The following is a 12,987-nucleotide window of genomic DNA, read 5'->3' on the forward strand; positions in this document are numbered from 1 at the left end:
CCGCGGTGGCCGAGGCGGGTGTGGGCGCCCTCCAGGCACATCTCAAGAAGCAGCCCAAGGACGCGGGCGCCTGGGCAGCGCTCGGTGCCGCGTATGTCGAGGAAGCCAGGATCAGCGGCGACGCGGCCCGGTATCCGCAGGCGGAGCAGGCCCTCGCCCGGTCCCTGGAACTGCGTCCCGATGACAACGCTGACGCGCTCGCCGGGCGGGCGGCGCTCGCGGCCGCCCGGCATGACTTCCCGACGGCACTGCGCGAGGCGGACCGCGCGCTGGCGGTCAACGCGTACGGCGAGCGCGCACTGGCCGTACGGATCGACGCACTGGTCGAACTGGGCCGCTACCCGGACGCGCTGGCCGCCGCGAAGCTGGCGGACTCACGCCGCCCCGGCATCCCGGTGTTCACGCGGTTCGCCTATGTGCGGGAGCTGCGCGGAGACACCGATGAGGCGCGCCGCGTGCTGGAACTGGCCCTGGACTCGGCCGCCCGCCGCGCCGACGTCGCCTACACCTCGACCGCTCTGGGCCGGCTCGCCTGGTCGCAGGGCGACTACGCGGAGGCGCTGCGGCGCTGCGGGCTCGCGCTGAAGGCCGAGCCGGGCGATCCGGAGGCGAGCGAGTGCCGGGCGAGGGCGCTCGCCGGGAAGGGCGATCTGAGGGGCGCTATCAGGGAGTTCGAAGCCCTGGTCGGGCGGTATCCGCTGCCGGGACGGGTGGTCGCGCTCGGCGAGCTGTACGAGGCGATCGGGCAGCCCGAGCGGGCCCGGGAGCAGTACGCCGTCGTCGGCACGTACACCCGGCTGGCCCGTGCGGGCGGGGTGAACCCGGATCTGGACACCGCGCTTGCCGCGGCCGACCACGGAGACCGTGCCGCGGCGCTGCGCGCGGCACGGGCCGAATGGCAGCGGCGGCACACGGTGCACACCGAGGACGCGCTGGCCTGGGCACTGCACCGGTCCGGCAAGTCCGAGGAGGCAGTCGCACACGCCCGGCGTGCGACGGCGACCGGATACCGCAACGCCGCGTTCCTGTTCCATCGCGGAATGATCGAGCGGGCCGTCGGTGACACCGCCGCCGCACGGGCCTCGCTCTCGCTCGCCCTGAAGCTGAACCCCGGGTTCTCACCGCTTGATTCGCGCGAGGCCCGGCGCGCGCTGGATGCCATGGAGGGGCGATGAAGCACGCGGTAAGGCGCGCTGGACTGATGGACGGTACCGGTTTGGGCTGTATGACGGTCGTGTACGCGGTCGGCAGCGGTACTACCCCGGCTCCCGCGCCTCTCGCGCGCAAGCCCGGCACCAACGTGAGACGGCGGCTGACAAGGGGGGTCGCCATCCTGGGCCTGGCGCTCGCCGCCCTTCTCACGGGCGGTGCCACCCCTGCCTTGGCCCACCCCCTCGGGAACTTCACGGTCAACCACTTCGATGGACTGGTCTTCCGCGCGGATGAACTGACGGTCGACCATGTCGAGGACCTGGCGGAGATCCCCACCGCCAGGGTGCGGCCGAAGGAACTCCCGGCCTCAGGTCTCGCGGCTTGGGCGCGCGAGCGGTGCGCGGAGGCCGCCCGCACAGCGCAACTGCGCGTCGACGGCCGCCCGGTGCCGCTCGAGCCGGGCCGGGCGAGGGCCGAAGTGCGCCCAGGCCAGGCCGGGTTGCCCACTCTGCGGCTGGAGTGCGGGATGACCGCACCGCTGCCCGCGCGGGAGGCGGCCGTGGTCTTCCGGGCCGCGGGGGCGGACAGCCCGGGCTGGCGCGAGATCACGGCACGGGGCGATCGCAGGACCCTGAGCTCCTCGTCCGTACCCCGGGACTCCGTCTCGAACCGGCTCTCCGGCTACCCGGACGGGCTGCTGGACTCGCCGCCGAACCTTACGACCGCCCAGGTCACGGCGGTGCCGGGCGGGCCCGCGCTGGCGGAGTACGGCGCGGAAGCCGCCGCGCCCCCCTCGATCCTGCCGCGCGGTGTGGACCGCTGGACGCGGCAGTTGACGGGGTTGGTCGAGGACCGCGAGCTCACACTGCCGTTCGCGGCGCTCGCGCTCGCCATCGCCGTGGGACTCGGGGCCCTGCACGCGCTGGCGCCGGGACACGGGAAGACCCTGATGGCCGCGGCCGCAGCCGCGGGCGGGCGCGCCGCGGGGGCGGCGGTCTAGTGCCGGCGGGGGCGGGTGTCCGTGTCCGAGACCCGCCGTGTGGTCGTGCGCGGGGGGCGCCGGGGCGCCCGCCCCGGGGTGCGCGCGCGACCGGCGACGCCCCGGGGGCCCGCCCCCCCCCCCGCGCGCGGCCGCAGCTCGCTGCGGGACGTCATCACGCTCGGGGCGTCGGTGACGGTGACCCACACCCTCGGTGTCTTCGTCCTCGGCGCGCTCGTGGCCACGGGCGCCGCCGTCAGCCCGTCCGTGGTGGGCTGGCTGGGAGTGGCGAGCGGTTGCCTGGTGACGGTGGCGGGCGCGCTGCTCGTACACCGGGCCTGGCGGCAGCGCACCGGCGGACAGGGGCATACGCATGTCCACTGGGTGGGCGGACGTGCGTACAGCCACAGCCACGACCACGGCCGGGTCCACGAGAACGCGGTGCACGAGCACGGCGGCAGCCACGGCCACGAGCCTGGCCATGCCCACGACCACCACAGCCACAGCCACAGCCACAGCCACGATCACACCCATCCGCACGGCGGCGACGCCCACGGCGCCCATGAGCACGCCCCTGAGCACGCCCCTGAGCCGGCTACCGCCCAGCCGCTGCGCCGGACCGTGCTGCTCGGCCTCGCCGGAGGTCTCGTCCCCAGCCCATCCGCCGTCGTGGTCCTGGTAGGCGCCACCGCCCTGGGTCACGCCTGGTTCGGGCTGCTGCTCGTCGTGGCGTACGGGGCGGGCCTCGCGCTCACCCTCACCGCCGCCGGCTTCGCCCTCGTACGGCTCGGGCATCGCGCGGCGGCATGGCTCGACCGGCGGCGCGCCACGAATCGGACGAGCGGGCGGTTCATCGGCTTCGTCCAGCGCACGGCACCTCTCAGCACCGCGCTGGCCGTGTTCGTCCTCGGATGCGGATTGGTGTTCAGGGGGGCCGCCGGAGCCATCAGTTGAGCTAACTTGGAGAGGTTTCCACCGTAGTGGCCGTTCTGCTGCGAATGGGGGGCTCGTCATGAGCGAAGTGCCGGGCGGCGGCCGGAACGAACACCTCGACCAGAACGACGAGAACGAGGCGGTCCTGGTCGCGGGCCGCTATCGCCTGCTCAGCCGGCTCGGCGAAGGCGGCATGGGCGTCGTCTGGCGGGCTCGCGACGAGCTCCTGGGCCGGGAGGTGGCCGTCAAGGAGGTCCGGGCGCCCGCCGCGCTCGGCACCGCGGATGTCAGACGGTTGTACGCCCGGCTGGAGCGCGAGGGCTGGGCCGCGGCCCGTATCTCCCAGCGCAACGTGGTCACGGTCTACGACGTGGCCACGCATGACACGCGGCCGTGGATCGTGATGGAGCTGATCCGGGGGCTCTCGCTCTCCGACGTACTCGACGCCGAGGGCCCGATGGCCCCGCGGCGGGCCGCACACATCGGCGCCGAGGTACTCGCCGCGCTGCGCGCCGCTCATGAGGCAGGTGTGCTGCACCGCGATGTGAAGCCGGGCAACGTGCTGATCGCGAACGACGGGCGCGTGGTGCTCAGCGACTTCGGCATCGCCACGGTCGAGGGCGCCACCAATCTGACGATGACCGGCGAGTTGGTGGGCTCGCCCGAGTACCTCGCGCCGGAGCGCGCGCTGGGGCGCACCCCGGGTCCGGAGTCCGATCTCTGGTCGCTCGGTGTACTGCTGTACGCGGCGGTGGAGGGCCGCTCGCCGTTCCGCCAGGACACAGCACTGAGCACCATGCGCGCGGTGGTCGACGAGGAGCCTACGCCGCCGCGCAGGGCCGGCGCGCTCGCCGGGGTCATCGAAGGGCTGCTGCGCAAGGATCCGGCTCAGCGGATGTCCGCCGCCGACGCGGAGCGGGAACTGAGGGTCGTGGGAGCGGGCGGTGCGCCGCGTACCGGCTCCACTCCCCCGGCACAGCCTGGCGGGTACGCCACCACGGTCACTTCTGCCACACCGAGCCCGTCCTTCAACGCGACGACCGCCGGAGCGGCGGCACCCGCGGGACCGGTGCCGCCCGCGGGCGGCTTCGGGCCCCCGACCCCGCCCACCGGCACCACCGCGCTTTCGTCCGGCAGGCCGCGGCGTGCGGTGATCGCGCTGGTCGCCGGGATCGTGGTGCTGCTGCTGTCGATCGGCGGCCTGGCCTACGCACTGTTGAACGACAGCGACCCGCGCGGCGCCGGTGGAAAGAGTCGTACCGGTGGCGGCGGTTCGGTGAGCGGCGGGGGGACGGGCGACGGCGGCTCCGGGGCCGCGGGGACGAGCGCCGGCACGAGCTCCGGGCCGGACCAGAGCGGCAGCGGCACGCCCACGCACTCGTCCAGCGCGCCGGAGACCACGAACGGCACGGGTGGCGGCGGCGGTTCGCACACGTACCCGGCGACGCAGACCGTGCGGGTGTACGCCCGATCGGTGCGGGACAGGTATCACGGCACCTGCCCGCCATCCGAGGCGGAGGCTCCCGCGTTCAGCGCGACGGTCACTGTGGGCCGAACCCCGGCGACCGTCTCGTATCGCTGGGTGACCGAGAGCGGAGGGACCTCGGCCGACGGCTGGCGGACGCTCTCGTTCCCGGCCGGTGGGGGGAAGTCGCAGGATGTCCACCACATCGAGCTGACCTACGCCGAGGACACTACGCACCACGACCGGATCCGGGTGGAGGTCCGGAGTCCGGTCGAGGCATGGTCGAACTGGCTGGCGTTCTGGGTGACCTGCGAACGTGAGGAGTCCCCGTCCCCTTCCGGCGACACCGGCGATGCCACCGGCACCCGCACCGACACCGGCACCGGCACCGGCACCGGCGAGACGGGCGGCGCGGGCCGTTCCGAAGAGTCCCCCCAGCGGACCGTTCCGAGTCCGTCGGGCTATCCGGATGAGCCTGTCACGCCGCCGACCTGAGAGCGGGTAGATAGCCGCCCGACTGTCCGGACGCGGTCGGGTGGTACGACTCCGTGATGTTCAGCCAGTTGACGCTGTGGAGCCAGGCGGCACTGGAACAGATCTCGTGCCCGGTGAAGCCCGGTACGACATCGGCGAAGGTGAAGCCGTGGTCCGCGGCGCGTTTGGCGATGGCCGCGTTGAGGTAATCCGCACCGCTGTTGATCGCGGTGCGTTCACCCTCGGTGAGGCCGGTGAGGCAGCTCCCGCCCAGTTTGTAGAAGCGGGGGTAGCCGAGCACGACGACATGCGCCGCCGACGCCCTGGATCTGATCGCCGAGTACACCGAGTCGAGCCGCCCGGGCAGGGTGCTGTCGACATAGCGCTTGGCTTCTGCGACGCGCGCGACGCAGGTGCTCTCGGACTGGAGCACACAGGTGGTCATGACGTTGGCGAAGCCCGCGTCATTGCCGCCGATGGTGATGGACACGAGGTCGGTCGCGGAGGTCACTGGGCCGAGCTGACTGGCGATCACATCACTCGTACGAGCGCCTGAGCAGGCCGTGAAGGCGAACGACGAGGGCGAGTTGGCCGCCGCCCAGAGTGCGGGGTAGGCCCGGTTGGTGCGCAGGCAGTTGCCGCTCGAGCTGGTGTACGCACCGGCTCCGACGCCGGAGGAGTACGAGTCCCCGAGAGCCACGTAATCCAGTGCTGCCGCGTTCTGGGCCGCCTGCGCCTGGCCCGCGCCGGTGAGGGCCAGAACAGCACCGAGGAGGAGTGAGGAGGAGAATGTCGCGATTCGGGACAGTTTCATGGAACCTCCCTTTACCAGGAGTTCTGTCCCAACTGTCGTAGCACTGCGCTTACTTCACTGGAAGTGTCCACGTCAAGAACAATCCAGGTTCGGCACAACCTCCCTGACGATCCATCAGTGCGCTCAGACGATCGAATGAAACTCGCCATCACAAGCACCCCATCGATCGCATCAATTACCCCACATCCCCCTTTTACCGAAATACGGAAGCAGCTTGCGCATTTCAACTCGGGAAGGAAAAAGAAGCAAAAAGGTGAGACCTCGTTCCAGGTCTTGTCATACAGTCCTATTCATCAATACCGTCGTACATCCACCCGCAACGGACCATCATGCAAAGCGACTCCTGGGGAGGGGCTCGTCATCGTCGCGACGGTCCGCAGCGGGGCGCGGTAGGGGGGTGCCGTGATCGGCCGTGTGCTCACGCACGCGCCGTCTCACGGGCCGCGCGGAAAGCAGTGCCAGCTCACCCGGCGTGCACGGAGTCCCATGCCGTCACGGCCGGAGTGAGAACCCCCCTTTCGAACCGGACACTCAAGCCGGACCGCCCGGGGGCGGGCGGTCCACCGGACGAGAGGGAAACCGAGTCATGAGTTCGATCCTGCGCCCGGCGGTCCATGAGACCGGCGCCGCGGCTCCCGCCGCGGCCGGGGCCACAGCCACCATGAGCCGCAAGTCCGCCGACTACCGTCCCATCTCCTCCCACCTCGCGATCACTCCGCCGGTCAGCGTCGTGATCCCCGCCATGAACGAGGCGCAGAACCTTCCGCACGTCTTCGAAACCCTTCCCGACTGGATCCATGAAGTCGTCCTGGTCGACGGCAATTCCACGGACGGCACGGTGGACGTGGCCAGACGGCTGTGGCCCGCGGTCAAGGTCGTCGAGCAGGCCGGCAAGGGCAAGGGGGACGCACTCATCAGCGGGTTCGCGGCCTGCACCGGCGACATCATCGTGATGGTCGACGCCGACGGCTCGGCCCATGGCCAGGAGATCGTCAGCTATGTCTCCGCCCTCGTGGGCGGAGCCGACTTCGCCAAAGGCTCCCGCTTCGCCAACGGCGGGGGCACCGACGACATGACCCCCATCCGCAGGCTCGGCAACCGTGTCCTGTGCGCCGTGGTCAACGCCAAATTCGGTGCCCGCTACACCGATCTGTGCTACGGCTACAACGCCTTCTGGCGGCACTGCCTCGACCGGATCACCCTGGACTGCACCGGATTCGAGATCGAGACCCTGATGAACATCCGGGTGGTCAAAGCGGGACTGCGGGTCCAGGAGGTACCCAGCCACGAGTACGTGCGCATCCACGGCGTCAGCAACCTCAGCGCGGTACGCGACGGGCTGCGCGTCCTCAGGGTGATCCTGCGGGAGAAGAGCGCGGCGCGCGGCACCGGTCGCCGTACCCCGCCGCTCGCCCTCAAGGCCCCCCGGGGAGAGCTCTCTTGAGCCGGAGTGAGCGGACGTTCTCGGTGGTGATCTGCGTCTACACCGAGGACCGCTGGGAGGACATCCTGGCCTCGGTCGCCTCGGTACGCGGGCAGTCGCTCACCGCCCTGGAGACACTGGTGGTGGTGGACCACAACCCGGCGCTGCTGGAGCGGCTGGCCAAGGAGTTCAGGGACGACCGCGAGGAGGTGCGGGTGCTCGCCAACGCGGGCCCCCGCGGCCTGTCCGCCGGACGCAACACCGGAATCGCCGCGTCACACGGCGAGTTCGTCGCCTTCCTCGACGACGACGCGGTGGCCGACCGCGACTGGCTGCACCACTTCGCCGGGGCGTACGGCGATCCCCGGGTCATGGCGGTGGGCGGACGGACCCTTCCCGCGTGGGCGTCGGGGCGGCGCCCGGACTGGTTCCCCGAGGAGTTCGACTGGGTGGTGGGTTGCACCTACCGGGGCCTGCCACCCGGCAGGATACGGGTACGCAACGTCCTCGGCGGCAACGCGTCGTTCCGCCGCACGGCCTTCGACGCGTCGGGCGGCTTCGCCACCGGGATCGGGCGGGACGGCGGCAGACGCCCTCTGGGCTGCGAGGAGACGGAGTTGTGCATCCGGCTCAGCCGGGCCGTGCCCCATGCGGTCCTGCTGATCGACGACCGCGCCGTCATCCACCACAAGGTCCCCGAGACACGTGAGCGCTTCCGCTACTTTCGCACCCGGACCTACGCCGAAGGACTGTCCAAGGCCCTGGTCGCCCGGAGCGTGGGCAGCGGCAAAGGCCTGGAGTCCGAACGCAGATACACCACGCGGGTCCTTCCGGCGGGCGTCGCGCGCGGACTGCGCGACGCCCTGCTGGGCAGACGCGGCGGGGCGGGGCGAGCGGGAGCGATCGTGGCCGGTGTGGCCGCGGCCGCGGCCGGATACCTGCTCGCGGGCCTGCGCACCCGCTCGGCGGTGGCGTTCTCGCACGGCCCGGTGTCCGCGTACGCACCCGCCCCACAGGAAGGCGAGAAACGATGAACGAGGCCGTGCCGATCCTGATGTACCACTCCGTGGCGCACCGGCCCGCACCGGCCGCCTTCGACCTCTCGGTGCCGCCGGACGCGTTCGCCGAACAGATGGCGCTGCTCGCCGACCGGGGCTTCACCCCACTCACCACGTCCCGGCTCGCCCGGGCATGGCGGCATGGCGAGCGGCTGCCGCCACGGCCGGTGCTGATCACCTTCGACGACGGCTACGAGGGCGTGCACCGGCACGCCCTCCCCGTACTGGCCCGGTACGGCTTCGCCTCGACGCTGTTCGTCTCGACCGGCTGGCTGCGGGGCGAGCACGAGACGGGCGGCGCCCCGGACACCATGCTCGACTGGGCACAGGTGCGGGAACTCATCGCCGCCGGAACCGAGATCGGCGGGCACTCCCACACCCACCCCCAACTCGACCAACTCGACAACGCCCGCCTGCGGTACGAGGCACTGCGCTGCCGGCAGATCATCGCCGGCGAACTGGGCACAGCCCCGCACTCGTTCGCATACCCGTACGGCTACTCCAGCAGCCGGGTCCGCCGGGCCGTGCGCTCGGCGGGCTTCACCCAGTCGCTCGCGGTGGGCAACGCCCTGGCCCGCCGCAGGCAGGGACCGGGTGCGCTGGAGCGGCTGACGGTGCGGAGGACCACCGGTATCAGGGAGTTCGAGCGGCTGGTCGAGGGACGTGCCCTCATCCGCGGTTTCGCCCGGGACCGGACCCTGACCAAGGGCTACGCCGTCGTCCGCAGGGCACGCGGCGGGGCGCGCCTGCTGTGGGCGGCCTTCGGCTCCGTTGCCGTATGCGGACGTCCGACGCAGCGTGACAGACCACCGGGTGGCCTGGTTCGGTAGCTCGCCGGGCTCATACCCGACTTCTCCGAGCTACCGCCGACAGTTGTTCTGAGGATCCCGTCCGCCGAACGTGGGATAGGTTGCCCGCCATGACCGAGGTCGGACTCATCGCCTGGCCGCCTGCCCCGATACGGACCGAGCGGCTCGTGCTCCGCGAGTCCGAGGCCCGGGACCGTGCGGCGTTCATCGACCTGTCCGCCTCTCCGGAGGTGCGCACCTACCTCGGCGGCTCCCGGCCACGGGACGAGCTCGAGCGCGTGGTGCCCGAGGTGCCCGGGCGGCGCCCCGGCGTCTTCGTGATCGACCTCGACGGAGCGATGATCGGCGTGGTCACGCTCGAGCGGCGCGACGCGGATCGTCCGGGGCACGTCCGTCCGGATGCCGGGGAGGCCGAGCTCGGCTACACGTTCCTGCCGCAGGCGTGGGGGCTCGGATACGCCACCGAGGCGTGCGCGGCTGCACTCGACTGGTTCGCCGAAGCGCGGCCCGGTGAGCCGGTGGTGCTCTGCACCCAGACTGCCAACGACCGCTCCATGCGCCTCGCGGCGAAGCTGGGGTTCACCGAGGTGGAGCGGTTCGAAGAACACGGAGCCGAGCAGTGGTTCGGGGTGTGGTCCTCGGCCACGCCGTCCGGTTGAGCGCGTGCTCGACAGGGCTCCCGGCCACTGCTCGACCGTGCCTGGTGTCAATGGAGGATTCCAGGCACCGGGCCCTCGTCGTGCGCGTCAGTCCCCGTACGCCGCCCGCAGCGCTTCCTCCACCGCTGACGCAGCGTCGGACCGGGTCAACCCGAGGCGGCGGACCTCGTCCGCGTAGGCCTGCGCGGCTACCGCCGCGTGGCGTTCCGCCGCGGCGCCCGCGGCGGCGATGAAGGTGCCGTGGCGGCCACGGGTCTCGATCACGCCGTCGCCTTCCAGCGCCCGATAGGCCTTGGCGACGGTGTTGGGGGCGAGACCCAGCTCCTCGGCGAGTCCACGGACCGTGGGGAGCTTGTAGCCCACGGGCAGCGCGCCCGAGCGGGCCTGCTCGGAGATCTGGGCGCGGAGTTGTTCATAGGGCGCGGCGGAGCCGGCTTCGATGACGAGGTGCAAGGTCACCGGGTGATTGTCCCCCATCCTCTCGCCCGGGTGGCGGAAAATGGGAGGCGCCTGCCGCGGCCCGCTGCCTAGCGTGGCGGCCATGACAGTCATTGTGCGTGATCTCCGCCTGGACGACCCCGGGGACACCGAGAGCTTCGCGCGGGTCCGGCGAGCGGCGGTGCCGTTCATGCTGGCCACCGCCGAGTCCGTGGCCTTCGTCGCCACCCAGGCTCATCCCGACTCCCGCTGGCGGCCGCTGGTGGCGGAGGAGGACGGCGAGATCATCGGCACGGCACAGGTGCACACCGATCACGAGAGCGTCGAGCCCGGCGTGGGGCAGGCGAACGTCTATGTGCACCCGGAGCGCCAGGGCCGTGGCGCGGGAACACTGATCGCGGCTGCCGCCGAGCGGCATCTGGCGGACGGGGGCGTCACGACGGTGTACACCTGGGTGTTCGACGAGCCCGCCAACCGCGCATTCGCGGAGCGGCGCGGCTACCGCCCCAGCCGCTCGGCGCACTTCCTCCGGCTCGATCTCGCGGGCGGTACGCTGCCGCCGCTTCAGCAGCCGCCCAACGGTGTGGAGATCGTTCCCGCCGCGGCCTTCGAGGACGACCCCCGGCCGCTGTTCGAGCTGGACGCCGAGACCACTGCGGACGAGCCGGGTGACGTGGACGTGGAGTTTTCCGACTACGGCCGCTGGCTGGCGACGACCTGGGGCCATCCGCTGCTCGACCGCGAGCTGACGTCCGTGGCGGTGGCCGACGGCCGTCCGGTCGCGTTCACCGCGGCGTACACCGACGGCTCGACCCGCTACTCCACGGCGATGACAGGCACCGCCCGCGCCTACCGTGGCCGGGGCCTGGCCAAGCTCGCCAAGAACGACTCGCTGCACCGTGCCCGGGACGCCGGTCTCACCGAGGCGTTCACCGGCAACGACGCGGGCAACGTCCCGATGCTGGCGATCAACACCTGGTTCGGCTACCAGGTCTGCGCCACGGAGGTGCGGTATGTCCGCAGCCTCGGCTGATCCGGTGGGTGCCGATGAGGTGGAGGTCGTGCTCGTCAAAGCGGGGCGTACCAAGATCCGCTATCCGGCCCGGCTGGTCTCGGACGACGGCTCCCGGATCACCGTCCGTGCGCCCTGGGCCGGGGAGGACGCACGGGACTTCGGCTTTGTCCGCTTCGAGCCAGGCGATGTGTTCACGGAGCACTACTGGCGTGACCGCTGGTACGCGGTGAAGGAGGTACGGGCCGGCGGTGGGCGGTTGAAGGGCTGGTACTGCGATATCACCAGGCCCGTGGTCCTGGCGGAGCAGGCGGCGGCCACCGAGGTGATCTCGGAGGACCTGGATCTGGACCTCTGGGTCTCGGCGGACAGCCGGCAGATCATCCGCCTGGACGAGGACGAGTTCGCCGCGAGCGGCCTCGACCGCACCGACCCTCCGGCGGCCCGGGAGGCCACCCGGGCTCTGGACGCTCTGGAACGCCTCGCCCTGGAAGGGCGGTTCATGTCGCTGTTCGAGTGACGGGAAGCGGCAGCGCTCGGTCGGGTGTGTCCGGAGCGTATCCGATCGGGTCGCCGTCCTCGTGCCAGTGGATGACGAAACGCTCACCGGCGCGGTAGGCCATGAGCCCGGCCCGGCAATAGGCGACGATGTCGTACGGCAGCGAGTCCAGCGGATACCAGTCCAGGCCGGAGCACTTGTGCGGTTCGCGGTTGTACGGCTCACTGCCCTTGCCGTGCACGACCTCGCCGTATTCGGCTTCGAAGAACCAGCCGGTACGGGGCGGGCCACCGGGCCCCCGGTGCTGCATCACCAGGGCGACCCGCAGATCCTCCCGTCCGAGCCGCACACCGATCTCCTCGGCTGCCTCCCGCACCATGGCCTCGCACACGTCCTCCCCGTCCTCGACATGTCCGGAGGGCGCGTGCCACAACCCGTCGGCGTATCCGGTCCCGGCTCTTCGGGCGAGCAGCACCTCGTCGCCCCTGCGGAGGATGAGGTGGACGTCGACCACTTCCCGGTGCCGCTGGGGCTGTGCCACCCGTGCCACCACCGCGTACCGCTCGTCGTCCACGGGCCCGCCCCACAGCGCCGGTTCCGCCGACAGCCACTCAAGCCCGACCTGGACGGTGTGGGGTGCGAGGGCGGTCGTCAGCCGCCGCGCGGGCAGTCCGACGCCGTTCCACACCCCTTCGACGAGTACCAACCGGCCGCCCGGCCGCAGCAGGGCGGCCCAGTCGCCCAGTGCGGCCTCGGGATCGGGCAGCGCCCACAGCACATGCCTGACCAGCACCACGTCGAAGCGCCGCTCTCCCACCGGTGGCCGCTCGGCGGTGCCGGTCAGCACCTCGGCGCCGGTGCCCGCGAGCTTGGCACGGGCGGCGTCGGCCATCCGGGGCGACAGGTCCACAGCGGTCACCCGGTGCCCCTGCTCGGCGGCGAGTAGCGCCAGGCTGCCCGTACCGCAGCCGAGGTCGAGCACATCGGATGGCTCATCGGGCAGCCACGCCGCCATACGCGCCGCCCAGGCGGTGCGAACGGCGGGATCGCGCAGCCCGTGATCGGGCTCTTCGTCGAATGTGGCGGCCTCGGCGTCCCAGTCGATCGTCGTCATGCGCCCGATGGTGGCAGCCGGCACTGACATCGACGTGGTGCACCGGCTCCGGTGGTCGTGGCTCCGCCGTTGACGGACGTCCGGCGGCGGTGGGGACCGGCTCATCCGGTGCCGGGGGCGGGTGGACCCTACCGCCCCAGGCCCCGGATGGCGCATCG

General features: G+C 71.8%; 13 protein-coding genes. 10 read left to right on the top strand and 3 right to left on the bottom strand.

The genetic code is table 11. The features are described from left to right. From ACFWI9_RS26730 to ACFWI9_RS26745, 4 genes are all read left to right on the top strand, one after another. On the top strand, positions 1-1,175 hold a 1,175-nt coding region (locus ACFWI9_RS26730), incomplete at its 5' end, for a tetratricopeptide repeat protein (protein ID WP_387165721.1). After that, a complete protein-coding gene (locus ACFWI9_RS26735; RefSeq protein WP_387165723.1) occupies positions 1,172-2,152 on the top strand; it encodes a hypothetical protein in 981 nt (326 codons plus the stop codon). The genes ACFWI9_RS26730 and ACFWI9_RS26735, both read left to right, overlap by 4 nt. A gap of 171 nt (positions 2,153-2,323) precedes the next feature. After that, positions 2,324-3,085: a hypothetical protein gene (locus ACFWI9_RS26740; RefSeq protein WP_387165725.1), complete on the top strand. Its 762-nt coding sequence runs from the start codon at positions 2,324-2,326 to the stop codon at positions 3,083-3,085. A 58-nt stretch (positions 3,086-3,143) separates the two neighbouring features. After that, on the top strand, positions 3,144-5,024 hold the full coding sequence (locus tag ACFWI9_RS26745) for a serine/threonine-protein kinase (protein ID WP_387165727.1): 1,881 nt from the start codon (positions 3,144-3,146) through the stop codon (positions 5,022-5,024). Here the strand turns inward: ACFWI9_RS26745 and ACFWI9_RS26750 are convergent. Continuing rightward, a complete protein-coding gene (locus tag ACFWI9_RS26750) occupies positions 5,008-5,817 on the bottom strand; it encodes an SGNH/GDSL hydrolase family protein (RefSeq protein WP_387165729.1) in 810 nt (269 codons plus the stop codon). The two genes, ACFWI9_RS26745 and ACFWI9_RS26750, sit on opposite strands and share 17 nt — an antisense overlap. Positions 5,818-6,403: 586 nt before the next feature. Here ACFWI9_RS26750 and ACFWI9_RS26755 point away from each other — a divergent pair. From ACFWI9_RS26755 to ACFWI9_RS26770, 4 genes are all read left to right on the top strand, one after another. Next, on the top strand, positions 6,404-7,261 hold the full coding sequence (locus ACFWI9_RS26755) for a glycosyltransferase family 2 protein (RefSeq protein ID WP_387165731.1): 858 nt from the start codon (positions 6,404-6,406) through the stop codon (positions 7,259-7,261). Further along, positions 7,258-8,274, top strand: a complete 1,017-nt coding sequence (locus ACFWI9_RS26760; protein ID WP_387165733.1) for a glycosyltransferase family 2 protein — start codon at positions 7,258-7,260, stop codon at positions 8,272-8,274. The genes ACFWI9_RS26755 and ACFWI9_RS26760 overlap by 4 nt, the downstream gene beginning before the upstream one ends. Continuing rightward, positions 8,271-9,128 carry a polysaccharide deacetylase family protein gene (locus tag ACFWI9_RS26765; protein ID WP_387165735.1) on the top strand — a complete coding sequence of 286 codons (858 nt, stop codon included), beginning with the start codon at positions 8,271-8,273 and terminating at the stop codon, positions 9,126-9,128. The genes ACFWI9_RS26760 and ACFWI9_RS26765 overlap by 4 nt, the downstream gene beginning before the upstream one ends. A gap of 89 nt (positions 9,129-9,217) precedes the next feature. Next, positions 9,218-9,766 (top strand): GNAT family N-acetyltransferase, encoded by a 549-nt coding sequence (locus ACFWI9_RS26770; protein WP_387165737.1) that lies wholly within the window; start codon positions 9,218-9,220, stop codon positions 9,764-9,766. Positions 9,767-9,853: 87 nt separating this feature from the next. On the opposite strand, the gene ACFWI9_RS26775 is transcribed toward ACFWI9_RS26770, so the two are convergent. Beyond that, positions 9,854-10,243 carry a GntR family transcriptional regulator gene (locus tag ACFWI9_RS26775; RefSeq protein ID WP_387165755.1) on the bottom strand — a complete coding sequence of 130 codons (390 nt, stop codon included), beginning with the start codon at positions 10,241-10,243 and terminating at the stop codon, positions 9,854-9,856. Positions 10,244-10,307: 64 nt separating this feature from the next. On the opposite strand from ACFWI9_RS26775, the gene ACFWI9_RS26780 reads away from it, so the two are divergent. After that, entirely contained in the window at positions 10,308-11,237 is a 930-nt protein-coding gene (locus ACFWI9_RS26780; RefSeq protein ID WP_387165739.1) for a GNAT family N-acetyltransferase, read from the top strand. After that, positions 11,218-11,736 carry a DUF402 domain-containing protein gene (locus ACFWI9_RS26785; RefSeq protein ID WP_387165741.1) on the top strand — a complete coding sequence of 173 codons (519 nt, stop codon included), beginning with the start codon at positions 11,218-11,220 and terminating at the stop codon, positions 11,734-11,736. The genes ACFWI9_RS26780 and ACFWI9_RS26785 overlap by 20 nt, the downstream gene beginning before the upstream one ends. Here the strand turns inward: ACFWI9_RS26785 and ACFWI9_RS26790 are convergent. Further along, positions 11,717-12,829 carry a methyltransferase domain-containing protein gene (locus ACFWI9_RS26790; protein ID WP_387165743.1) on the bottom strand — a complete coding sequence of 371 codons (1,113 nt, stop codon included), beginning with the start codon at positions 12,827-12,829 and terminating at the stop codon, positions 11,717-11,719. The two genes, ACFWI9_RS26785 and ACFWI9_RS26790, sit on opposite strands and share 20 nt — an antisense overlap. Positions 12,830-12,987 lie beyond the last annotated feature (158 nt).

The organism is Streptomyces sp. NPDC127084 (assembly GCF_042724175.1).
In the GTDB taxonomy this organism is placed as follows: Bacteria; Actinomycetota; Actinomycetes; order Streptomycetales; family Streptomycetaceae; genus Streptomyces.

Coding starts and splice junctions, on each gene's coding strand:
- ACFWI9_RS26770 (WP_387165737.1), top strand. CDS start 9,218: ATGACCGAGGTCGGACTCATCGCCTGGCCGCCTGCCCCGATACGGACC.
- ACFWI9_RS26775 (WP_387165755.1), bottom strand. CDS start 10,243: ATGGGGGACAATCACCCGGTGACCTTGCACCTCGTCATCGAAGCCGGC.
- ACFWI9_RS26785 (WP_387165741.1), top strand. CDS start 11,218: ATGTCCGCAGCCTCGGCTGATCCGGTGGGTGCCGATGAGGTGGAGGTC.
- ACFWI9_RS26765 (WP_387165735.1), top strand. CDS start 8,271: ATGAACGAGGCCGTGCCGATCCTGATGTACCACTCCGTGGCGCACCGG.
- ACFWI9_RS26790 (WP_387165743.1), bottom strand. CDS start 12,829: ATGACGACGATCGACTGGGACGCCGAGGCCGCCACATTCGACGAAGAG.
- ACFWI9_RS26745 (WP_387165727.1), top strand. CDS start 3,144: ATGAGCGAAGTGCCGGGCGGCGGCCGGAACGAACACCTCGACCAGAAC.
- ACFWI9_RS26755 (WP_387165731.1), top strand. CDS start 6,404: ATGAGTTCGATCCTGCGCCCGGCGGTCCATGAGACCGGCGCCGCGGCT.
- ACFWI9_RS26750 (WP_387165729.1), bottom strand. CDS start 5,817: ATGAAACTGTCCCGAATCGCGACATTCTCCTCCTCACTCCTCCTCGGT.
- ACFWI9_RS26780 (WP_387165739.1), top strand. CDS start 10,308: ATGACAGTCATTGTGCGTGATCTCCGCCTGGACGACCCCGGGGACACC.
- ACFWI9_RS26735 (WP_387165723.1), top strand. CDS start 1,172: ATGAAGCACGCGGTAAGGCGCGCTGGACTGATGGACGGTACCGGTTTG.